The sequence below is a fragment of the Neorhizobium sp. AL 9.2.2 genome, assembly GCF_013317225.1.
Classification (GTDB): domain Bacteria; phylum Pseudomonadota; class Alphaproteobacteria; order Rhizobiales; family Rhizobiaceae; genus Neorhizobium; species Neorhizobium soli.
In genome coordinates, this window is sequence record NZ_JAALXU010000006.1 from 78,302 (window position 1) to 100,183 (window position 21,882).

General features: G+C 59.6%; 18 protein-coding genes and 2 pseudogenes. 9 read left to right on the forward strand and 11 right to left on the reverse strand.

The window, feature by feature from the left end; genetic code table 11:
• Positions 1-7 precede the first annotated feature (7 nt).
• Genes G6K99_RS14350 through G6K99_RS14365 form a run of 4 tightly spaced genes read left to right on the forward strand, consistent with a single transcriptional unit; the run spans position 8 to position 4,506 of the window.
• Positions 8-898 (forward strand): aldose 1-epimerase, encoded by an 891-nt coding sequence (locus tag G6K99_RS14350; protein WP_174196926.1) that lies wholly within the window; start codon positions 8-10, stop codon positions 896-898.
• Positions 899-925: 27 nt separating this feature from the next.
• Positions 926-2,554, forward strand: coding sequence for a GMC family oxidoreductase (locus tag G6K99_RS14355; protein WP_174196927.1), 1,629 nt, complete (start codon positions 926-928; stop codon positions 2,552-2,554).
• 13 nt (positions 2,555-2,567) lie between these two features.
• Positions 2,568-3,716, forward strand: a complete 1,149-nt coding sequence (gene dgoD / locus G6K99_RS14360) for a galactonate dehydratase (RefSeq protein ID WP_174196928.1) — start codon at positions 2,568-2,570, stop codon at positions 3,714-3,716.
• Between the two features lie 10 nt (positions 3,717-3,726).
• Entirely contained in the window at positions 3,727-4,506 is a 780-nt protein-coding gene (locus tag G6K99_RS14365) for an SDR family oxidoreductase (protein ID WP_174196929.1), read from the forward strand.
• Between the two features lie 361 nt (positions 4,507-4,867).
• On the opposite strand, the gene G6K99_RS14370 is transcribed toward G6K99_RS14365, so the two are convergent.
• Together G6K99_RS14370 and G6K99_RS14375 are read right to left on the reverse strand one after the other, a co-directional pair.
• Positions 4,868-5,887 carry an NAD(P)-dependent alcohol dehydrogenase gene (locus G6K99_RS14370; protein WP_174196930.1) on the reverse strand — a complete coding sequence of 340 codons (1,020 nt, stop codon included), beginning with the start codon at positions 5,885-5,887 and terminating at the stop codon, positions 4,868-4,870.
• A gap of 12 nt (positions 5,888-5,899) precedes the next feature.
• A complete protein-coding gene (locus G6K99_RS14375; protein WP_174196931.1) occupies positions 5,900-7,120 on the reverse strand; it encodes an MFS transporter in 1,221 nt (406 codons plus the stop codon).
• A gap of 162 nt (positions 7,121-7,282) precedes the next feature.
• Between G6K99_RS14375 and G6K99_RS14380 the strand changes: the two genes are divergently transcribed.
• Entirely contained in the window at positions 7,283-7,834 is a 552-nt protein-coding gene (locus G6K99_RS14380) for a TetR/AcrR family transcriptional regulator (protein WP_202048830.1), read from the forward strand.
• A 101-nt stretch (positions 7,835-7,935) separates the two neighbouring features.
• Here G6K99_RS14380 and G6K99_RS14385 read toward each other — a convergent pair.
• A pseudogene (locus tag G6K99_RS14385) lies at positions 7,936-8,365 on the reverse strand (PIN domain-containing protein).
• A gap of 145 nt (positions 8,366-8,510) precedes the next feature.
• Between G6K99_RS14385 and G6K99_RS14390 the strand changes: the two are divergent.
• Together G6K99_RS14390 and G6K99_RS14395 are read left to right on the forward strand one after the other, a co-directional pair.
• Positions 8,511-10,145 carry an FGGY-family carbohydrate kinase gene (locus G6K99_RS14390; RefSeq protein WP_113110471.1) on the forward strand — a complete coding sequence of 545 codons (1,635 nt, stop codon included), beginning with the start codon at positions 8,511-8,513 and terminating at the stop codon, positions 10,143-10,145.
• Positions 10,146-10,181: 36 nt separating this feature from the next.
• Positions 10,182-10,730 (forward strand): annotated as a pseudogene (locus tag G6K99_RS14395) (SDR family NAD(P)-dependent oxidoreductase); the annotation flags it as partial.
• Between the two features lie 126 nt (positions 10,731-10,856).
• Here G6K99_RS14395 and G6K99_RS14400 read toward each other — a convergent pair.
• The 6 genes from G6K99_RS14400 to G6K99_RS14425 form a co-directional block, all read right to left on the reverse strand.
• Positions 10,857-11,495 carry a dihydroxyacetone kinase family protein gene (locus G6K99_RS14400; protein ID WP_174196932.1) on the reverse strand — a complete coding sequence of 213 codons (639 nt, stop codon included), beginning with the start codon at positions 11,493-11,495 and terminating at the stop codon, positions 10,857-10,859.
• Positions 11,496-11,505: 10 nt separating this feature from the next.
• Complete coding sequence (locus G6K99_RS14405) at positions 11,506-12,507, reverse strand: dihydroxyacetone kinase subunit DhaK (protein ID WP_174196933.1); 1,002 nt, start codon at positions 12,505-12,507, stop codon at positions 11,506-11,508.
• Positions 12,508-12,527: 20 nt separating this feature from the next.
• A complete protein-coding gene (locus G6K99_RS14410) occupies positions 12,528-13,562 on the reverse strand; it encodes an ABC transporter permease (protein WP_113110379.1) in 1,035 nt (344 codons plus the stop codon).
• Complete coding sequence (locus tag G6K99_RS14415; RefSeq protein WP_244631481.1) at positions 13,559-15,112, reverse strand: sugar ABC transporter ATP-binding protein; 1,554 nt, start codon at positions 15,110-15,112, stop codon at positions 13,559-13,561. The genes G6K99_RS14410 and G6K99_RS14415 overlap by 4 nt, the downstream gene beginning before the upstream one ends.
• Before the next feature lie 91 nt (positions 15,113-15,203).
• Positions 15,204-16,214 carry a substrate-binding domain-containing protein gene (locus G6K99_RS14420; RefSeq protein ID WP_174196935.1) on the reverse strand — a complete coding sequence of 337 codons (1,011 nt, stop codon included), beginning with the start codon at positions 16,212-16,214 and terminating at the stop codon, positions 15,204-15,206.
• Positions 16,215-16,234: 20 nt separating this feature from the next.
• Positions 16,235-17,266 (reverse strand): ABC transporter permease, encoded by a 1,032-nt coding sequence (locus G6K99_RS14425; protein ID WP_174196936.1) that lies wholly within the window; start codon positions 17,264-17,266, stop codon positions 16,235-16,237.
• A gap of 197 nt (positions 17,267-17,463) precedes the next feature.
• Here G6K99_RS14425 and G6K99_RS14430 point away from each other — a divergent pair, with 197 nt between their 5' ends.
• Together G6K99_RS14430 and G6K99_RS14435 are read left to right on the forward strand one after the other, a co-directional pair.
• Positions 17,464-18,558 carry a LacI family DNA-binding transcriptional regulator gene (locus G6K99_RS14430; protein WP_113110382.1) on the forward strand — a complete coding sequence of 365 codons (1,095 nt, stop codon included), beginning with the start codon at positions 17,464-17,466 and terminating at the stop codon, positions 18,556-18,558.
• Between the two features lie 69 nt (positions 18,559-18,627).
• Positions 18,628-19,689 carry an aldo/keto reductase gene (locus G6K99_RS14435; protein ID WP_174196937.1) on the forward strand — a complete coding sequence of 354 codons (1,062 nt, stop codon included), beginning with the start codon at positions 18,628-18,630 and terminating at the stop codon, positions 19,687-19,689.
• Positions 19,690-19,785: 96 nt separating this feature from the next.
• Here the strand turns inward: G6K99_RS14435 and G6K99_RS14440 are convergent, their stop codons facing one another.
• Together G6K99_RS14440 and G6K99_RS14445 are read right to left on the reverse strand one after the other, a co-directional pair.
• On the reverse strand, positions 19,786-20,661 hold the full coding sequence (locus G6K99_RS14440) for a hypothetical protein (RefSeq protein WP_174196938.1): 876 nt from the start codon (positions 20,659-20,661) through the stop codon (positions 19,786-19,788).
• A 73-nt stretch (positions 20,662-20,734) separates the two neighbouring features.
• Entirely contained in the window at positions 20,735-21,763 is a 1,029-nt protein-coding gene (locus tag G6K99_RS14445; RefSeq protein WP_174196939.1) for a hypothetical protein, read from the reverse strand.
• Positions 21,764-21,882 lie beyond the last annotated feature (119 nt).

The following is a 21,882-nucleotide window of genomic DNA, read 5'->3' on the forward strand; positions in this document are numbered from 1 at the left end:
AGCCGGCATGGCAGTCTTGGGTCTAAAGGTTGGCTCTCTTTCGCTGCGTGTATCGACCGCTGGCGGACTGATCGTCGGCTTCTGGAAAGATGACAAGAATGGCCGCGTGCCGCTGCTGCGGGATGCTCCCGCCGAAGCAGATGCGCTCTCATCGTCTTGCTATCCCCTTGTCCCCTTCGGAAACCGGGTGAAAGGCAATCGTTTCGCGTTCGACGGGCAGGAGTATCATTTCAGCCCCAACACGGACTGGGATCCCCATTACCTGCATGGCGAAGGCTGGCAGTCAGAATGGTCGCTCGACGAACAGGCGGACGACAGGGTCGTGATGAGCTTTGCCCAACAGCCGGGTGGGCATACGCCCTATACCTACCGCGCCAAGCAGACCTTTATGCTAACAGACGACGGGCTGGAGCTCACCCTGTCCGTCGAGAACGCGGGCGAGAAAGCCTTGCCGTTCGGGCTCGGCTGGCATCCCTATTTTCCGTTGACGCCCGAAACGACGCTGCTAGCACCGGCGCGGAAATTTTGGACCGAGGTCGAAGGCTGGCTTCCGGGCGAGGCGACGGACATCCCGGCCGATCTCGATTTCAGCGAGGCCCTGGCTCTGCCGCAGCGATGGGTCAACAACGGTTTGGAGCAATGGTCCGGCGAAGCGACGATATTCTGGCCCGAACATGGCACGAAACTTCACCTGACGGCCGATCCGATCTTCCGGCATGCCTTTATCTTCGTCTCTGACACCGACTTCGACCCGCAGTTCAAACGCGACTATTTCTGCTTTGAGCCGATGTCGCACCTCGCAAACAGCCATAACCTGCCGGATCTCGGCGATCTCCAGGTCCTGAAGCCCGGCCAGCGATTGTCGGGCAGCATCCGGCTTCGGCCGCAGGAGATTTGACCGTGCGCATATCCCCGAGGAGAAGAAATGTCTGAGGAACGCCCGTTCGACTTTATCATCGTCGGTGGAGGCAGTTCCGCCTGCGTGGTGGCCGCGCGTCTTGTCGCCGATGGCGGGGCACGGGTGCTGCTGCTGGAACGCGGTCCGGCCAAACCCAACCCGATCATGAACTTTCCCGCCGGCTACATGAAGTTCCTGGCGAAGGACACCTATCTTTCCATGCACAAGACGGCGCCACAGCCGCAGCTCGACGGGCGCGGCCCAATCGTGCCGCAGGGCAGGGTGTTGGGCGGCGGCAGCACGGTCAACGCGATGGTCTATATGCGCGGGCAGGCGGCCGACTTCGATCTGTGGAATGAACTTGTGACGGCGCCCGGATCCGACAACGACGATTCCTGGTCCTATCGGGACCTGCTTCCCTACTTCAAGGCGCAGGAGGACAACGACCATCTTGCCGGTGACTATCACGGCGTCGGCGGTCCGCTGAAGATCTCGCATCTCGGCCATACCAGCCCGATGACCCGCACCTATATAAAGACGCTGCAGGGCATGGGTATCCCCTACAACCCGGATTTCAACGGTGCCGCGCAATTCGGCGTCGGTTTCATGCAGCATACGATCGACTGGCAGACCCGCAAGCGGTCGAGCGCCGTCGATGCCTTTCTGGCGCCTGTCATAAACGATCCGAACCTAACTATTGAGACGGGCGCGACCGTGACCGGCGTTCGCATGGACGGCGATCGTGCCGTCGGCGTCGATTACGTGCAGAACGGCACCCCCAAATCTGCCCGGGCGGGAACGGAAGTCATCCTTGCGACCGGCGCCTACCAGACGCCGAAGCTGCTGATGATTTCCGGCATTGGCCCGCAGCGCGAACTTGCAAAGCACGGTATTACGACAAAAGTGGCGCTGCCCGGCGTCGGCCGGAACCTTCAGGATCACTACGAATGCCCGGTGGTCGCGACGACCAAGGGAGCTTTTGGTTACTACAAGCAGGACCGCGGCTGGCCGATGATCAAGGCCGGCCTGCAGTACCTGCTGTTCAAGTCCGGTCCCGTCTCGACGACAGGTGTCGAGACATGCGCCTTCTACGATCCGGAAGGCAACAACGATCGGCCGACCATCCAGATGTTTTGTGTTCCGACTGTCTATCTTGACCGCGATGTGATGGGAACCGAACCCGGCGACGGCGTGACGATAAACTCTCTGCTGCTACGACCCAAGGCGCGGGGCTCGGTAACGCTTGCCTCGAGCGATCCGTTTGACGATCCAATCGTTGATACCCAGATCTTTGCTCACCCCGACGACCTGAAGCTGACGATCGAAGGCTTCCGCTTTGCCCGCAGGGTGCTCTCGGCATCGCCGATGCGGGAACTCATCGACAAGGAGATTTTCCCAGGTGCAGACGTGGTGAGCGATGAGGCAATCGCCGCCCACTGCAAACGAACGGTGAAGACCGGCTACCATCCCGTTGGAAGCTGCAAAATGGGCCGCGACGACGATCCGGACGCGGTCCTCGACATGGATCTCAAGGTCCGGGGAACGCGCGGTCTGCGCGTCATAGACGCCTCGCTTATGCCCACTATCGTCAGCGGCAACACCAATGCCGCCGTTCTTGCCGCCGCCGGCAAGGCGGCCGACCTCATTCTCGCCTGATCGGAACAATCTCATGAAGATCACCAAGCTTACCACCTATATTGTTCCTCCGCGTTGGTTGTTCCTGAAGATCGAGACCGACGAAGGCATCGTCGGCTGGGGCGAACCGGTCGTCGAAGGTCGCGCTCTAACGGTTCAGGCCGCCGTTGAGGAGATGGCGGATTACCTGATCGGCAGGGATCCCTTCCTGATCGAGGATCACTGGACGGTGCTCTATCGTGGCGGGTTCTACCGGGGCGGCGCCATCCATATGTCAGCACTTGCCGGAATCGACCAGGCGTTGTGGGACATCAAAGGTAAGGCTCTCGGCCAGCCAATCCACTCGCTTCTCGGCGGCCAGCTGCGCGACCGCATCAAGGTGTATTCTTGGATCGGCGGCGATCGTCCTTCCGACGTTGCGAAGAATGCCAAGGACGTGGTGGCGCAGGGCTTTCAGGCAATCAAGCTCAACGGCTGCGAGGAAATGCAGATCGTCGATACGAACGAGAAGGTGGAGAAAGCGGTCGAGACGATCGCCATGATCCGCGAGGCGGTCGGGCCGAATATCGGTATTGGTGTCGATTTTCACGGGCGCGTTCACAGGCCGATGGCAAAGGTGCTTGCAAAGGAACTTGAGCCTTACAAGCTGATGTTTATCGAGGAACCGGTTCTCTCGGAGAACAGGGAAGCGCTTAAGGAAATCGCCAACCATTGCTCGACGCCGATAGCACTCGGGGAGCGTCTCTATTCGCGCTGGGATTTCAAGCAAGTGCTATCGGACGGTTTCGTTGATATCATCCAGCCGGATCTGTCCCATGCGGGGGGCATAACTGAATGCCGAAAGATAGCGGCCATGGCCGAGGCCTATGACGTGGCGCTTGCACCGCACTGCCCGCTTGGACCGATTGCGCTTGCGGCCTGCCTGCAGATTGACGCCATCAGCTACAACGCATTTATCCAGGAGCAGAGCCTCGGCATCCATTACAACCAATCGAACGACATCCTCGATTATCTGGTCAACAAGAATGTCTTCGCTTATGCCGACGGTTTCGTCGCCATTCCTCAAGGCCCGGGCCTCGGTATTGAGGTTGACGAAGCCTATGTGATTGAACGAGCCAAGGAAGGTCACCGTTGGCGCAATCCGATCTGGCGCCATCCCGACGGCAGCTTTGCAGAGTGGTAAGGAGCAGACGATGACGGGACGGCTTGCGGACAAGCGAATATTCGTGACCGGCGCAGCGCAGGGCATCGGCCTTGCGACAGCAAAGGCTTTTCTACGCGAGGGAGCGGCGCTCTACCTCATTGATCGCGATGGCGACCTTTTGGAATGCGAGGCGTCGGCGATGAAGCAGGGGGGCGGCAAAGTCGCCTGGCTGTCGGCGGATATCACCGATGCCGGGGCTATTGCCAGCGCGGTTCAGCAGGCAGCAAATGAACTTGGGGTGATCAACGCGCTCGTCAACAATGCCGGTGTCAACGTCTTTGCTGAACCCCTCGAAACGTCCGATGAGGAATGGAACCGCTGCTTCGACATCAATCTCAAGGGCGCGTGGAACTGCTGCAAGGCGGTGCTGCCGGGGATGATCGAGACGGGCGGTGGCGTGATCCTCAATATCGCATCAACCCACGCCTTCACCATCATACCGCATACATTTCCCTATCCGCTGGCCAAGCACGCGCTGCTTGGCATGACAAAGTCTCTGGGTCTGGAGTATGCGCCGAAAAATGTGCGGGTGAACGCGCTTGCGCCGGGTTACGTCGCAACCCAAAAGGTCATCGACTACTGGAACGGCTTCGCCGATCCGGAAGCTGCCAGGGCCGAGACGATGAAACTCCATCCGGGCGGGCGGATCGCCTCGCCGGAGGAAATTGCCATGGCAGCCGTGTTCATGATTTCCGACGAATGCCCGTTCATGAATGCGACATGCCTGACCGTCGATGGTGGGCTGAGCGTCCAGCAGCATGCCGTTTAATCGGCGCTAAAGGCGCAACCGTAGGGCAGAGGTTCAGATCCGTTCAAGAGCTCCATACAGAGATTACCGTCGAGTCATCCTCGGCATGCGAGGCGGCTCGTCTCAGAGTATGCCTACCCACTGCCAGTGCGGCCTTTCAGTAACTCTCGAATCGCGACTGCGCGTTGGCACGCTTCATCCCAATGCGAGGGAATTGCTCACTCACAGCAGAACACCGTCGATTGCGTCGATCGTCTGATTCTCACATTAAGTAATCAGATCCGAGCAAAATTCTTAAGTTGAGTGACCATTTTCATATTAAGTGCCCCGCTGTCGACAATCGCGCACGTCCGATCAGCCACTCGCCGGTTTTTTGCTGTCATCAGCCCGGCATCGATATCATCACTCTCCCGATATGCTTTCCTTCGGCGTAATAGGCAACAGCCTCCTTCGCCTTGTCGAACGGGAAGGTGCAGTCGATGAATGTTTCGATTCCAAGACGATCTATCGCGGCAAGAAGATCGGAGAACATGCTTCGATTGCCGTTGGCGATGCCGCGAATGGTGACGTTGCGCAGAATGAGCGCGGTATAGTCCGGAATTGGCGACGTGGTGCCAGGCGTCACGCCGATAATGACAATACGCGCGTTGGCAGCGGCAGCCGCAATTGATTGCCCCAATGTATCTTGACCGCCGGTCTCTATGATGATGTCCGCGCCTACGCCGCCGGTTTGCGCCATCAGTTCCGCGGCCCATTCGGGATGGGTAAGGTAGTTGATGAGAATGTCGGCGCCCATATCTCTTGCGACGGCCAGTTTGGCGTCGCTGGAAGATGTGATCGCGACACGCGCACCGAGCGCCGTCGCGAGTTTCAAGGCGAAGAGTGACACGCTGCCAGTACCCAGGCACACGACAAGCTCGCCTGCCTTCACCTTCGCAACCTCAAGAAGCGCATTCCATGCCGTAAGGCCGACAGAAGCAAGCCCGGCAACGCGTGTATCGTCGAAATTGTCTGGGACGCGGATTAGCGCCTCTGCTGGAAGGACAACCCGCTCTGCCAGCCAGCCATTGTGTGTCACGCCGACGTCGTGAGAGAAGACGTCTGCCCGGAAGGGGCCGTCGAGCCATCCGGCGAAGTGTCCGCACACGACACGGTCACCCTGTGCGACGTTATCGACGCCCTCGCTAACAGAGACAACGACACCAACGCCTTCCGACATTGGGATCCGGTCGGGTGACTGGCGCGGTCCGTAAACTCCGCGCAGGATCTGCACATCGCGGCTGATCAGACTGATCAATCGCGGTGCGACGACAACCTGCCCTGGCGCGGCAACTGGATCCGGACGATTGACTGCGGTCAGGCACTCGAGACCATTCTGGTTGCCGATCTGGTAAGCTTTCATGGACTTTATTCCTCAGGAAAATTTGTGGGTCCGAGGACCCGGTACGAATGCGTGCGTGCGAGCTGTCGTGGCAATTATCAAGGCTGCTGCTGCCAGCAGAAGAGCCGCCCAGGCGAGGCTATCCACACCGCTATGGCCGAGCAAAATGCCACCGATCAGCCCGCCTGCGGCAATCGCGCTGTTCCACATGGTGGTCAGCATGGCATTGGCCAGATCCACTCCGTCACCAGCCGCATCGGCAAGCGCTGTCTGTAGCTGCGTGGCGACACCACCGAAAGAGAGACCCCAGACAACCATGGCCGCGATCACGAGCGGTGTAGAGGTAGCAAACAATGCCAGGGAGAGGGCCGTCGCACAGAAGGCGATGAGACTACCGAGAACAAGTGCGCGCAACATCCGATCAATCAACACCCCTGTGAACCAAATACTAGCGATTGCCGCCAGTCCGAACGCGAGAAGCAGCACATCGATGTCATCGTTCATGCCAGAAAGTGCCGCGAAAGGCGTAACATAGGTATATAGGATATTGTGGCCGGTGACCCACAGAAACAACACAGTGAGAACGGTTCGTACCCCCGATGTCCGCATGACCCCGGTAAGAGAGAGCCGCCGCTCAGCGGGTTGCCCCGGAAAATCTGGCATCTTCCAGATAACCCAAATGAACAGAAGCAAGGTCGTCGCGGACATGAAGAGAAACGCCGATTGCCATCCGACCGTGGCGCCGAAGAAAGCGCCAGCGGGAACCCCAAGCGCCAGCGCCAGAGGCGTACCTACCATTGCAATCGCCAGCGCCTTTCCCTGTAGGGGCTCGATCACCATTCGTCGCGCATAGCCCGAGACAATACCCCATCCAAGCCCCGCGGCCATGCCTGCCAAGAAACGAGCTACAAGTGTAATGGCATAGGATGTCGATAGAGCCGTGATGGTGTTGAAAATCAGGAAACCGGCAATTGCAAGGAGCAGAGCCGGCTTGCGTCGCCAGCCCTGCGTCCACAATGTCAGCGGGATAGCAGCGAGGAGTGAACCAACGGCATAAACAGTGACGGTCTGACCCGCCAGCGACTGCGAAACGTTCAGACCCTCAGCCATCTGCGGCAGAAGGCCTGCGGGTAAGGTTTCCGTCAGGATCGCGGTAAAACCCGTCATGGCCAATACGAGCAATGCTCCCACGGGCAGATGCTCCTGCGGCGCCGCAAACGGTTTCCTGCGCTGGATTGCAAAAGTATCTGCCATGATTTTCCTTATTTTTTGGATATATCGTTCCGGAAGTCGCATCATAGGCTTTGCTTTGTCAAGCAGATATGGAATGATCGCTCTACAAGTAGAGGGCGGACAAGGATGGCGAGAACTGGTAGGCCAAGGCGTTTCGATCGCGACGAAGCAGTGACGCATGCGATGCTTCTGTTCTGGCAGCATGGCTATGAGGGAGCCTCGACGGATCGACTGCGGATCGCCATGGGGGGAATTTCTTCAGCGAGTTTCTACGCGGCCTTCGGTTCGAAGGAGCGGCTTTTTCGTGAGAGCTTGCAACGGTATATGGATATGCATGGTGGCGTGGTGGTAGCTCTTCGCGACACGAGCCTTCCGCCGCGTGAACGTCTTGAACAGGCGCTTCTTGCTTCGGTAACGGTCCAGACAGAGACATCTCATCCGTCCGGCTGCATGCTCACCCTTTCTGCGACGATCCTCTCAGAGGCGGGAGCGACGTTGCAAGCCTTGACTGGGGGTCACCGCGACGAAACTCGAAGAGCGATCGCCGACTGCATTGCTGATGGCGTTTCGAGCGGTGCGCTGAGCGTGGTAACCGACGTTTCCTCTTTGGTCTCACTCTACGATGCAATCTTGCTCGGCGTCTCGATCCAAGCCCGCGATGGCGTATCGGTCGCATCGATCCGTGGGGCCGTCAGGTCGGCGATGGCAAGCTGGGATGCTGCGGCCAATGGCTAGGGAAGCCGCGATCATAGTGGGTACCTGATTATATTGCTACTCAAACGAAATGGGTCGTGAAAGTATGTGCCGATAGTCCGTTCAAGGCGAGTAGTTGTGGTTCAGTCCTCGCCGGTACGAAGCGGGTTGATTATTTGTATACCGTGAAAGTTCTTCTCATTGTGATCACGACGATGCATCCGTTCGCCTGAGCGGTGGCCGCGATGATGGTATCAAGGCCACTACGCGATCGCCCGCTTGCTTTCCCCTCAGCCATCAATCGCGCCCATATGAAAGCCGCCGTTTCGTCAAAGGGTAGGATACGATTGGCAAAATGACGCTGCGGCCCATCGTCGCCGACAAACCGGTCTTAAGAGAAGTTCGCTTCTTGCCTGTTGGCTTCTCCAAGACGCCTTTGTGGATTTCAGCCACAGTCTGCGAAGCGATATAAAGATCTTCGTCGGTCTGTTCCTCCAGCCATGTCATTAGTGCCACCGATGGCTCGGGCTTCGTGATGTTACTCAGGATATTGGTATCGAGGCGGTAACGCATTAAATGTCGATCTCACGACCTTCTTCGCGTCGACGAGGGAATTTAATATCAGCGCCAACGAGTGGCGAGCGGCGAAGCGCTGCAAGAATTCCGCCTTTTTTGGCGGCTCAACATTGATCGCATCATCAGCAGAACGGAGGATGTCATGGGAATGCACTTTATCGGCGTTGACGTCGGCACGGGATCAGCGCGCGCGGGGATTTTTGATGCCGCCGGCACGATGCTGGCTTCTGCCAAGAAGGACATCCTCATTTTTCGTGACGACCATGGCCATGTCGAGCAGTCGAGCGCGCAGATCTGGGTCGCCGTCTGTACCGCTATCCGGGACGCCGTTGCGGCTGCGGGTATCGATCCGGCAAGCGCTGTCGGTCTCGGTTTCGACGCGACCTGTTCGCTCGTGGTCGAAGGCGCAGTTGGCGGTGTCGGCGATCCCGCCCATCCCGAGCGTGACGTCATCGTCTGGATGGACCACCGGGCGATTGGGCAGGCGCAGCGCATCAACGCCACCAATCATGCGGTCCTGTCTTATGTCGGCGGGGTAATTTCGCCGGAGATGGAAACGCCAAAACTGCTCTGGCTCCGGGAAAACCGACCTGAGGTCTATTCGAGTGCCCGCAACTTTTTCGACCTGACCGACTTCCTGACCTGGAAAGCGAGCGGCGCGCTGGAGCGATCCTCCTGCACGGTTACCTGCAAATGGACATATCTCGCCCACGAGGATCGCTGGGACGAGAGCTATTTCAGGGAAATCGGCCTGGAAGACCTCGCCGCCGAAGGCTTCAGACGTATCGGCGCGCGCATTGTTCACCCCGGGACGCCTCTCGCAGCTGGATTGACCCCCGAGGCTGCGGATGCGATGGGTCTGCTACCTGGTACCTCCGTTGCGGCAGGGCTGATCGATGCACATGCGGGCGGCATCGGTACGGTCGCTGCGCAGGGGGGCGCGCAGGATGCCGCCACCTGCCTTGGCTATGTGTTCGGGACCTCGTCCTGCACGATGACCACCACAACCGAAGCAAAATTCGTACCTGGCGTCTGGGGACCCTATTATTCCGCAATGGTGCCCGGCATGTGGCTCAACGAAGGTGGCCAATCGGCAGCCGGCGCGGCCATCGACCAGTTGCTTGCCCTGCATCCCCGTGCCGCCAAAGCCAAGGAGGAAGCGGCGCGCGATGGTCTCGGCCTGCCGCAGTGGTTGGCTTCACATGCCTTGGCATCAGTGGATGATCCGTCACAGTCCGTGCGTCTGGCTGGACAGTTGAACATCGTGCCGGAATTTCTCGGCAATCGTGCCCCGTTTGCCGATCCCTCGGCGCGCGCAGTTCTCATGGGGCTCGGCATGGAAAACAGCGACGAAAGCCTCGTCGCAATCTATGTCGCCGGCCTTTGCGGCCTTGGATACGGGCTGCGCCAGATCGTTGAGACCCAGGCCGAAAACGGTGTGCCGATCTCGACGATCTCAGTCTCCGGCGGTGCCGGCACGCACAGGCTGACCCGCCAGATCTTGGCCGATGCCACCGGGATCCCGGTCGAGGTCACGGCCTGCTCCGAACCGGTGCTGTTGGGATCAGCAATGCTCGCCGCCGTTGCGGCAGGCACCTATCCCGACCTGCAGGCGGCCATGCCTGGCATGTCGACCGTTGCCGGTCGCAGCGAACCGGCATCCGGACCAGTCCGCGCCCTGCACGACGCCCGCTACCGGGCATTTCTGCAGATCCAGTCACTCGCACGCGAGGTGCGCAACGACATCGAGCCATTGTTGCAAACTAGCACGCACTAGTTCGCTGCCGCACTATTATATCGAAAGGACCATCTCATGCAGTTCCCAGGTAAATCCTTGATCGTGACCGGTGCCGGCAAGGGCATCGGCTGGGCCTGCGCAGAATCATGGCGGAGCGCGGTGCCAAGGTGATCGCTCTCAGCCGTACTGCCTCCGATCTCGACAGCTTGCGGGCCGAAATAGGCGGGCGCTCTGTCACAGTCGATCTCTCTGATCCGGCAGCAACACGACGGGCGATGGCAGAGGCGGGCACCCCCGACTTCCTCATCAACAGTGCCGGTATCAATGTGCTGGGGTCTAGTTTCGATATGACGGAGGCCGGTTATGATGCCATCATTGGCATTAACCTGCGAGCGGCTCTCATTACCTGCCAGGAGTTCGGCCGCGGCCGGAGGTGGCGGCGCAATCGTCAATATCACCTCAATTGCCGGACACCGAGGTTTTGCCGAGCACCTCTGCTACGCGGCTCCGAAGGCATATCTTGAGGGAGCAACGCGTGCGCATACCAAGGAATTCGGCCCGTACGGTATTCGCGTCAACGCGGTAGCACCGACGATTACGCTGACCGAACTCGCACTCGCTGCCTGAAGCGATCCGGTCAAGTCGCAGCCGATGATGGTGGTTTTCTCGCCGTCTGAAACACCACGCACCTGTCCGGTGGAGCAGGTGCGTGGTGTCTCGCCTCATTCGGGGAGATCAGTTTTCCGGAGTTTATGCGGATGCGAAGTCGCTCAGCTTTCTGAGAATAAGCGCACCGACCGTTGCACCCGCGTCCTGCAACCCGACGGTCTTTTCCTGGAAGGCTGCAGCCTTGCCATGCTGTGCAACCATCGTCTTGGTGTTTTCCAAGGCTTGCTCCGCCGTGTCGGCCGCGGCAGAAAGAGCTGCCGACAACGTGGCGTTGTTGAACGCCTGTTGTTCGAGTGCCCGTACCGCTGGGTCGAGAACGTCGATGATCGTCTTGTCGCCAACTTTGGCCTTGCCGCGTTCGGCGATGCCGTCACGGTAAGCTGCCCAGAATGCCGCCATTTCGGCCGCTCCAAGAGAAGTTGCAGTATCGACAGCCTTGCTGGCGCGCAGGAAACCGGTCGCGGTGAGGGTGCCCATCGTCGAGGGTGCCGTTCGCGCCATGACCGCACCCGCAGTGCGCAGAAGCTTGGCGATCCCTGCAGCCTCGCCTTCGACAGCAACAGCCTCGGCCGCTGCAGCGAAAGACTTGGCCATGGTGATGCCCAGATCGCTGTCGCCGACCTTGCCGTCGAGAGCGATCAGAAACTCCCGCTGCTCTGCGAAAAGCTGCTTCCAGGCCTCGAACAGGCGTATCAGGTCGGATGCTGTAATGGCGTCCATGTGCTTGTCCTCAGGCAGAGATATGTTTGAAGAAGGGCGTGTTGGCAGGGGCCGCGACGAGCCGGTCCAGTTCCGCATCCAGATGCAGGATGGAGACAGACGAGCCAGCCATTTCCATCGACGTCGCGAACTCGCCGACCCAGACATGCTTGGCAGTGACGCCGCGCTCCTCGAGCAGTTGAGCAACGCGGCGGAAGAGGATGTAGAGTTCCTCCAGCGGCGTGCCGCCGAGCCCGTTAATCAATACCGCGACCTCGTCGCCGGACTTGTAGTCCGTCTCCGAGAATATGCGTTCCATCATTTCGTCGATGACGGCATCCGCTGCCGCAAGCTTCTTGCGCGAGATGCCCGGTTCGCCATGGATGCCCATGCCGATTTCCATCTCGTCCTCACCGATCGAGAACGTGGCGTGGCCGATTTCCGGCACGACGCAACTGGAAAGCGCGACACCCATGGTGCGGGTGCGAAGCCTCGCCTTTTCCGCGATCCGGTGTACTTCATCAAGCGAAAGGCCTTCGGCTGCAGCCGCGCCCGCCGTCTTGTAGACGAAGTAGATGCCGGCAACGCCACGGCGCTTGTGCTCCTCGCCGACTTTCGACGATGCAACGTCGTCATTGCCGATGCACTGCTTGACCTTGATGTCGTCGAGATCGGCCAGTTCGGCGGCCATGTCGAAATTGATGATGTCGCCGCTGTAATTGCCGTAGATATAGAGAACGCCGGCACCCTGATCGATCGCCTTGGTGACCTGATACATCTGCTCGGAACTTGGCGACTGGAAAACGCCGCCGACGGCCGCACCGTCCAGCATGCCGTCACCGACGTAACCAAGGAACAGTGGCAGGTGGCCCGAGCCGCCGCCGGTCGCGATGCCAACCTTTCCGGTCTTCGGCCGCGAGGTCACCATACAGCGCCGGTCGTCGGCCACGTAGGTGACACCGGGATGGGCGCGGTAGATGCCATCCAGCATCTCGTCGACGAAGTTTGCGGGATCGTTGAGAAATTTTTTCATCAGTGGGTCCTCCGGGAAAGCTATTTCTTGCGCTGGCGCGTCACGAAGAACGCCGCGGCCAGCAGGATGAAGACGCCGACCACAAGCCGCTGCCAGGTGCTGGGAATTCCGACCAGCACGAGCACGCTGTTGATGACGACGATGAGAAGCACACCGAGTATCGTACCGAGCACGGTGCCCGTGCCGCCGGTGATCTTGGCGCCGCCGAGCACCACTGCGGCGATGACGTTGATTTCGGTGCCGACGAGGTCAAAGGGATTGGCCTGCCGGTTGGCGCAGACGTGAATAATGCCGGCAAGGCCTGCCAATGCGCCGGCATAGCCGAACAGAAATACATGCACCTTGCGCAGATCGTATCCCAGCCGGCTGGCGATATTCGCATTGCCACCCATCGCAAAGATCGCGCGGCCCATCAGTGTCCGGTTGAGAATGAACCATGTGACGACTGCGGCGATCGGCAGAACCAGGAAATAGAAGGGCAGGGTGATCGTAGCGCCATTGGCGGATTCGAACTGCAACAGCGGAAGGCGGCCGAATGCTCCCATCTGCGGCGGCAGCGACATGATCCAGACCGTGCCGATGAAGGACAGGAGGAAACCCCGGAACAGGTATTGCGTGCCGATAGTGACAATCAGCGACGGCACCTTGAGATGGTGGACCAGAAGTCCGTTGATCATGCCGAGCAGAGCCCCGCCAACCGTCGCGATCAGGATGATGACGGCAATCGGCATGCTTGGGAAATGGTTCTGAACCAGAACCGTCAGGGAATACATGGTGAAGGCCGCGATCGCCGTGAAGGACACGTCGATGCCGCCGGCGGCGAGAATGACGAAGACGCCGAGCGCGAACAGCCCCATCACGACACTGGCCCGGCCGATATCCACAAGCGTCGATGGCTGCAGGAAGGCCGGATTGGCGATCGCGACCATCACGCAGATCGCCACCAGAATCATGAAGGTGATGATTTCGGGTCGCCTGCGTACAAGTTCTAAGAAGCCGGATCCCTGACGCTTCGTGGCTCCCTGCTGCAACTCTTCCAGTCCTGGAGTGTTCATCGGTTTGTCTCCAGCCTGGATGCCAGCATTGCCTGGTAGAGTTGATCCTCGGTTGCCTGTTCGGCATTGAACTCGGCAACCACCCGGCCGCCGTTCATGACAAGAATCCTGTCCGCGTTCTGCAGCAGTTCCGGCAGGTCGTCGCTGACGATGACAAGGCCAATGCCCTTTTCCGCAAGTGCCTGAATGGCACGGTAGATCGTATCCTTTGATCCGACATCGACGCCGACGGTCGGTCCGTGCAGCACCAGAAGTTTTGGTTCGATGCTCAGCCAGCGACCGATCAGGACACGCTGCTGGTTGCCGCCAGACAGCGCGCCAACCGGCAGGTCGAGATTTTTCGTGTTGAGGCGCATTTCCTCCGAAAGCCTGGCGGCAGTCGCGCGGCCGGCATTCTTGTCGATGATGCCAAAGCTGTTGCTGAGACGGGTCAGGATCAGCGCGATCTCGTTTTCGAGTATCGACTTGTCGAGGAAAAGCCCTTCCGCGAGGCGATCTTCGGGAACGTAGCCGATCCCCTTGTCGATCGCATCGGCGGGGCGACGGATCGAAACTGTTTTCCCAGCGAGCGTGATCGTTCCAGATCGGGCCGGAGCCACACCGGTAATCGCCATCGCCAGTTCGTTGCGACCAGAATCGGCGAGCCCTGTCACGCCGAGAATTTCTCCCTTGCGCAGGCTGAAACTCATCGGCTCGAAGCCGCCGGCGCTCAGGCCTGCCACCGAGAGCAGTTCGCCCTCTTGAAGCTGACCGGTGCGATAGCGCTCGGAGTCGATCGTCCGGCCTGTCATCAGCTCGGAGATCTGTTTTTTTGAATACTGTTCTATCGGTCCCTGCGCGACGCATTGACCATCCCGAAACACAACGGCATTGCCGCCGATCCGGTAGCATTCATCCAGCTTGTGGGTAACAAATAGCACCGCGACGTTTTCCCGGCGGAGCTTTTCGACAACGCCGATCAGGTTGTCGACTTCGCGGCGGGTGAGCGATGTCGTGGGTTCGTCCATGATCACCAGCTTGGCACGGGTGGCAATGGCGCGCGCGATCGCCACTAGTTGCCGTGCTGCAAGGGGCAGATCGGAGACGACAGTGTTCATGAAGGCCAAGTCGGTCGGAAGTCCCGCTGCGGCCAGCGCCGTTTCCGCGGTCGCCTTCAATCGCTTCCGATCGAAGATCCGCCCGAGCCGTCCCTTGCCAGACACCAGTTGTTCATTAAGCGCGACGTTTTCGGCGACGGTCAGGTTCGGCAGCAGGGAGAGATCCTGATAGACCGTCTCGATGCCGGCGCTCAGCGACTGGATCGGCGTCATCGCCGCATGCGTTTCACCTTCCAGAATGATTTCGCCGGAACTCGGAGCAATTGCGCCGGACATAATCTTGATCACGGTGCTCTTGCCGCAGCCGTTCTCGCCGAGCAGATGATAGGCCTGACCGAGCTCGAGCTTCAGATCGATGCCGCGCAGGGCATGCACGCCGCCGAACCATTTCTGGATGTTTCGAAGTTCCAGAAAGCGGCCGGGCGTGTTTGGGGTAGTGAAATTCGCCGACAATGGAAGGTCCTCTATCATTGCGCATCGCGACAGGTGGCAATGCTGTCCGACCGGCGCGGGGTGCGCCGATCGGTTTTCAGAGAGCAAGGATCTAGAACAAGTGTTCCTTAAAGGTGGCCTTGTCGGCCAGAACCATGCCGTTGCCGATGACCAGCAAACCATCGCCGGCACCCTTCTTGACGGTCACCTTCTCGTAGCCCGGTACGCCGAGATCCATGCCGTCAACGACCTGCTTCTTTTCGAGCAGAAGCCTAGCGACTGCGTTCATGGCCATGCCGGCCTTCTGCGGATCCCAGAAGCCGATCGCGGTGATAGCGCCGGACTCCAGCAAGTCGGCCGAAGGGTTCGGAAGACCGGTTCCAACAAGGCAGATCTTGCCGGAAAGGCCGGCTTCGTCGATGGCACGTCCAACGCCCAGCACGTCGTTGCCTGCCGATGTCTGGAAGCCCTTAATATCCGGGTGCTTGCGCAGGATTTCCTTGGCCTTTTCATAGGTGCCGTTGGCATCGTCGAAGGATTCGTTGTTCGGATCGACAAGCTGCATGTCAGGGTGCTTTTTGGCGTTTTCTTCGCCGGCGGTAACCCACTGGATGTGCGTGCGGCTGCCGAGAGAACCGACGAACGTCGTCCATTTGCCCTTGTTGCCCATGCATTCGGCAAGGCGCACGTTGAGGGCCGAACCGTAGTCGCTGTTGTCGAATGCCTCGACGTCGGCCTGCGTGTTCTTTTGGTTGTCGGCTTCATGGGTGACGACGACGATGCCGCGATCCATGGCCCGCTTGAGCGTGCCTTCGATGACGGCCGGATCCATTGGCACGACAGCGAGTGCATTGACGCCCTTGGCGATCAGGTCTTGGATGATCTGCAACTGCTGGGCAGCGTCGGCTGTTGCCGGCCCGCTCTGCGTTGCAACGACGTCCGGATTGGCCTTCTGGTAGGCCTCGACACCGGTGTTCATACGGTCGAACCACGGAATGCCGCTGATCTTGACCACTGTTGCGATGACCGGCTTCTGCTGGGCCATCAGGGTCCCGGCAGTGCCGGTGAGAAGGGCAGCGATTGCAACGCCGCCGATCAGGATACGCTTCGATACTGTCTTCATTTTCTCCTCCACGAGAACCCTCAGTTATTTGGCTTCGGCGCTTGAGGGCGCGGCACCGAAGAGTTGTCTTGACGGTTGAAAGGGCTCAGGAAGCCGACGACGTCGTAGCGGCCAACCGCCAAAAAGGTGAGGAGCAACAGGCCCCAGGCAAAATCGCGAACGAAGTTGGACAAGCCGCCGAAATTGAGCAGGCTCGACATCAATTGCAATGCGACCGCACTTAGAACCACGCAGACAACACGGCCATATCCGCCTTCCGGCTTCACCCCGGCCATCACCACGACAAGGATGGCGATCAGCAGATACGAGCTGCCGTAATCAAACTTCACGTTGACGTTGCGGGCAGCAATGATCATGCCTGCAAGGCCGGACAACATGCCGCTGATTGCGTAGGTCGAGACGATGATGCCCGTCCTGGGGAAACCCGCATAAAGGGCGGCCTTCGGATTGGAGCCCATCATCATCAGCCAGAGTCCATAGGGTGTGAACTTGAGGGCGGCGGCAATCAGTCCGGCGACCGCGAGAAAGATCAGGAAGCTGATCGGCACTTCCATGAACATGTCGTTGCCAATGCGCGACAGCAGGTCCGGGCTACCGACGGTCACAGCTCTGCCGCCGGAAACGACGACTGCAAGACCCATGAAAGCCATCTGCGTGCCAAGGGTGCAAAGTATGGGTGTGATGTTGAGTTTCGAGATCAGCAGCCCGTTTATCACACCGCCGACGAGGCCTACTCCAACCGTCATCGCCATGAAGGAAAGGCTGAAGGCCAGCTCGTTATCAACGCTCGACATAAAGGACGAAAGCACGACGGCCGAGAGCACGCCCGAGAGATTGGCAAGCGCGATGCCCGACAGGTCGATGCCGCCGTTGCCGGCGCACATGGCAAGCATCACACCGACCGCAAGCAGACCGATTTCAGGGACCTGACTGGCCATAGACTGAAGATTAAACAGGGAAAGAAAATTGCCGCCGGAAATCCCGGCGCCAACAGCCAGCAATGCGCAGTTGATCACGACAAGCATGACCAGCTGTTCGCCGGTTTTGTGCATGGTCTCCTCCCCATGTTTAGTAAACAAGCGCAAACTTTACTAAATGGCTATCAAAGCATTTTTGGCTTAGCAAGCGGTTTTTTGCGTATGTTTGCGGTTGCGCACCTTGGGGATTTGGCCTAACCCTCGAAATGGAGACTGGGCTGTTTACTAAACACTTTTTTGTGTTTTAACCGATTTGAAGGTCCAGATTGCGCATGAAGCCAGCGAAGAAATTGACGATACGCGATATCGCCGGGGCTGCCAGCGTCTCGCCGGCCACCGTTTCTCTTGTCCTCAACGGCAAGGGCGAGATCTCCGGTGTAACCCGTGCACGGGTGCTGGAAACGGTTGCGCGGCTCAAATATGTCCCACGCAACCTCAAGGGCGGCAACGAGGGCGGCGGAGAGACGCTGCGATTCCTCAAAATTTCCAAGCACGGCCATACGGTTAACCGCGACCACAGCGTGTTTATTTCCGATTACATAGACGGCATGTCGGCCGAGGCCACCCGACGAAACTACACGCTGGAAGTCGTCAGCTTCGAGGGACAGTCGATCAGCTCGGTGGCGGAATCGCTTGCCGGTGCGCCGATCAGCGGAGTGATCGCGCTCGGCACCGAGTTGTCCGAGGACGACATCATGCTCATCCAGAGCGTTGGCTTTCCAACGGTGTTCATCGACACTTTCTACGACGTCGTCGATGCCAATTTCGTCGACATGAACAACGAGGATGCGGTCTACAAGGTACTGTCGCGGTTCCTAAGCCATGGCTTCGAGCGGATCGGCTTTGTCGCAAGTCATGTCGGCACGACCAACTTCCGGCTGAGGCAGGAAGCGTTTTTCAAGAACATGGCGCGGCTTGGCCTGAAGGTTCGCGAGAGCGATGTGCTGTCCATAGAATCCACCCACGAGGGGGCCTATGAAGACACCCGTGCGCTGATGGAAGGCGGGCTCGATCTTGCTGACTGTTATTTCTGCACCAACGACATCATCGCCTACGGCTTCATCAAGGCACTCAAGGAGTTCGGCATCCGGGTTCCCGATGATGTCTCGATTATCGGCTTCGACAACCTGCCGCAAAGCGCCACGAGCGATCCGTCGCTGACCACGATCGACGTGTCGAAGCGCAAGATCGGCTATCTCTCGGTGACGATCCTCGACGATCTCATCAATGCCGCCGAAAGCCAGCCTTCGGTGAAAATGCTGGTCGGCGCCGATCTTGTATTGCGCGCCAGCGATGCTCGGGATGCACCGCGACCGGCTCCGATGCAGCAGCGAAACCGTGTCGGCAAAAAGCAGTTGGCCGAATGACGGTAGCCTGCCCGCGAGTGGAGGTTCGCCAGTAGGGCAAGGAAAAGATTTCGACAGGAGGAGGCAAGGATGGAATATCGCGTTCTAGGAAAGTCGGGCCTTAAGGTCTCGGCAATCTCGATGGGGACTTTCTCGTTCGGCGGGGTAGGGGCGTTTTCAAAAGTCGCCAGCCAGGACGTCAGCGATGCCCGGCGTCTCGTCGACGTCTGCATCGATGGCGGCGTGAACCTGTTCGACACGGCCAACATGTATTCGCTCGGCCGTTCCGAGGAAATTCTCGGCGAGGCGCTTAAGGGCAGGCGTGACAGCGTGCTGATTTCGTCGAAGGCGCGGATGCGGATCGGCGACGGCCCGAATGACGAGGGCACCTCGCGTTTCCACCTTATCCGTGAATGCGAACGCAGCCTGAAACGACTGCAAACCGATCACATCGACATCTATCACATGCACGAGTGGGATGGCGTGACGCCGCTGGATGAGATGCTGTCGGCGCTGGATAGTCTCATTCGTTCCGGCAAGGTGCGTTATATCGGGTGCTCGAACTATTCCGGATGGCATTTGATGAAGGCGCTTGGCGTGGCAGACCAGCGGCGTCTGCCCCGCTTCGTCACGCAGCAGATCCACTATACGCTGGAAGCGCGCGAGGCCGAATACGAGTTGCTGCCGATCTCGGTCGATCAGGGGCTGGGCGTTACAGTCTGGAGCCCGCTGGCCGCCGGCCTGCTTTCAGGGGCCTTCGGCCGCAACAAGACGCCGAAGGATTCAAGGCAAGCCGAAGGCTGGTCGGAACCTCCCATCCGAGACAAGGATCGCCTCTGGGCAATTGTCGACATCCTTGAGGAGATCGCCGCAGAAAGAGGTATGACGGCAGCACAGGTGTCGCTCGCCTGGACGTTGACCCGGCCTGCCGTGTGCTCGCTCGTTGTCGGCGGACTGACCGAGCAACATTTCCGCGAGAATATCGCAGCGGTCGATCTCAATCTCGATGCGGAGGAGCACGAAAAGCTCAATCAGATCAGTCGGCCGCCATATATCTACCCGTACTGGCATCAGCACAATTTCGCCAGAGAGCGCTTTAGCGACGCAGACCAGGCACTGCACAGCAATTACAAAGACCTCGGCTTGGTTTAGCCGGAACTGCCGATTCCGAGATGGTAACAGAAGTGGATGCCTCTCACGGCGGCACCCTCGGAGCATTCGAGATGAGTCAGTAAGAAGCGCTAACGCCTAAGCAATGGTCATTGTCAAACTAAGCGCGTTCGTCGTTGGTGAAGCCGATGAAGAGCCGAAATCACCCATAGGAAGTAGCGGGAAATCAAGGTCTTCGACGTCGTAGCCACTTGGCGGCAAGAGCCGGGTATTCAAGTGGCCGTCGTCCACGAATCGATCTTGGCAGGCGGCGTGGTCGACTTCCAGCCGGCGGCTGAAGCCATAGCCGCCTCGCCGGGCTCCTCTGGACGCCTCCGCGGAAGGAGGAGCCGGCGCATGCTCCTGCAAACTGGCTCGCTGGTTGGCGGACGCCGCCAACGCTTCCAGCACTGCGACGAAACGTGGTCTCGGACAATCGGAGCCAACCTCCTGCAGGACGTCGTCGCCATCGAACAGGGCGATGCTGCAAAGTTGGTCCGTCGGCTCACCGAGTACTGGCGGATCGGAGCCCGGCATGATCCAGACCTCATTTCCGGATGCAATCACCTTGCGCCGCTCGTCATCCGAAATGGCATCGGTGCGTTCGCTTTGGATCTCCACCGGCCCTTCCGCATCGGACAGACGGGTTGTTGCCTGCCGGATCGTCATGAGGTCGAGATCAATGACGATCCAGCGAGCCAGCGGCGACAGGACGTTGCCGGTCGTGACCAGCATCCCGCGACGGGGCAGTTCACCGACAGGAAAGGCGAGACGGACGCCCGCGCGGCTAGTGCGTGCGTGCGAGGCGATCTTTGCGTCGGCGTAACCGGGCTCGTGCGCCTCCGCTGCGACCGGCAAGACGAGAAGGAGGACGAGAAGCTCCAAGGTGCCCAGCCGTCGTAAACGGTCAAGCACTCCTTCGCGCCACTTGGTTCCGGTCTCGGTCCGGTATGCGCCCGGCCTGCTGCCTTCCATTAGCCAGCCCGCTTCTGTTCGTTTCGCTCTGGCGCTCTTATCGACACTGGTCCCAGCCGTCATCCATACATGGTCAGCAATCAGGGTAGTATAGGCTGACCTCGATCAAACAACCGAGCCGCTTGCCGAGTTCTTGCCCAAGCGCCGTCATGCCGTCGGGATCGCTGTGCTGCGCCAGGAACACAGACTGGTTGTCCGCGCCGGGTGCATGCGTGTAACAATGGGCATGAAGCGACGAGCCGCCCCCGCCCTTGGCCGGCGTCATACTAATGACCTCAAGATGCAGAATGTCGGTGCGGTGCATGACGAAGAGCTGATCCGAAACCACAATCAGCGCTTCGCCGTCTGCTGACAGCCCAAGCATTCGCTGCCGGTCCTCGACCAGGTCTTCTGGGTCGCGCACATATTCGAGCTCCGTCTCGCCCGGCGCAAGGCGGCCAGCCTGTGCCATGCGCGCTGTCCCGACATCCCCCTCGAATGCGAGAGGCACGGAGCTTGTCACCCATTCTCGTTCTCTTGCGCTTAGAGGCAGGCGGAAGCCCGTCGTCAGCGTCACGTGGCAGGCGGTCCTAAGGCGAGGGTCGCGATCCTCGGACGGGTTCTGCAGACCTTGCGATTGCCACTCCGGCGGCCAGGCTGTCAGCGAGACCTCAGCCAGCCCCGAGCGCCACGCGGCGACGACGGTGTTCCACCGCTGGCCGACCAGCGTGGGCCCGAGTGATGCCGTTAGATTGTCAGCGACGCGCCGAAGGTTCGCGTGCGCGTCGTCCTCGAACCACGCAAGGGCGGTGAAACGGCTAATCGGGAACTGGGGTGGGATGCGCTCAAAGGCGCTTGCCGTCCAGGGCGCAAGTGCGCCTGGTGGGGGTTCGGCGTCATTCAAGACGAGCGCTGGCCATTTGTAAAACGGATCGGGCAGAACGCCACAGCGCGCCAAGACCTCCGTGCGCGTTTCGTGACGGGGTAAGCGCCAATGGTCTGCAACGCGTAGGATCGGGTTCATGCCATCGGCAAGCAATGGAACCTCCGCCGGCTCGGGGCCGTCGGGCCAGGACGTCAGCGGCACCAGTGCGATCTGCATGCGGCGCAAGAGGCCGTTCAAGAATTGTATCGCGGCCTCCGTTTATGCTCGCCGCTCGGCAACGTGTCCAGGCAGGATAAAAGATATGCGCTGCCGATGTCCACCATCCAAACGTCTTGCCCGCGAGTGGATCAAAAACC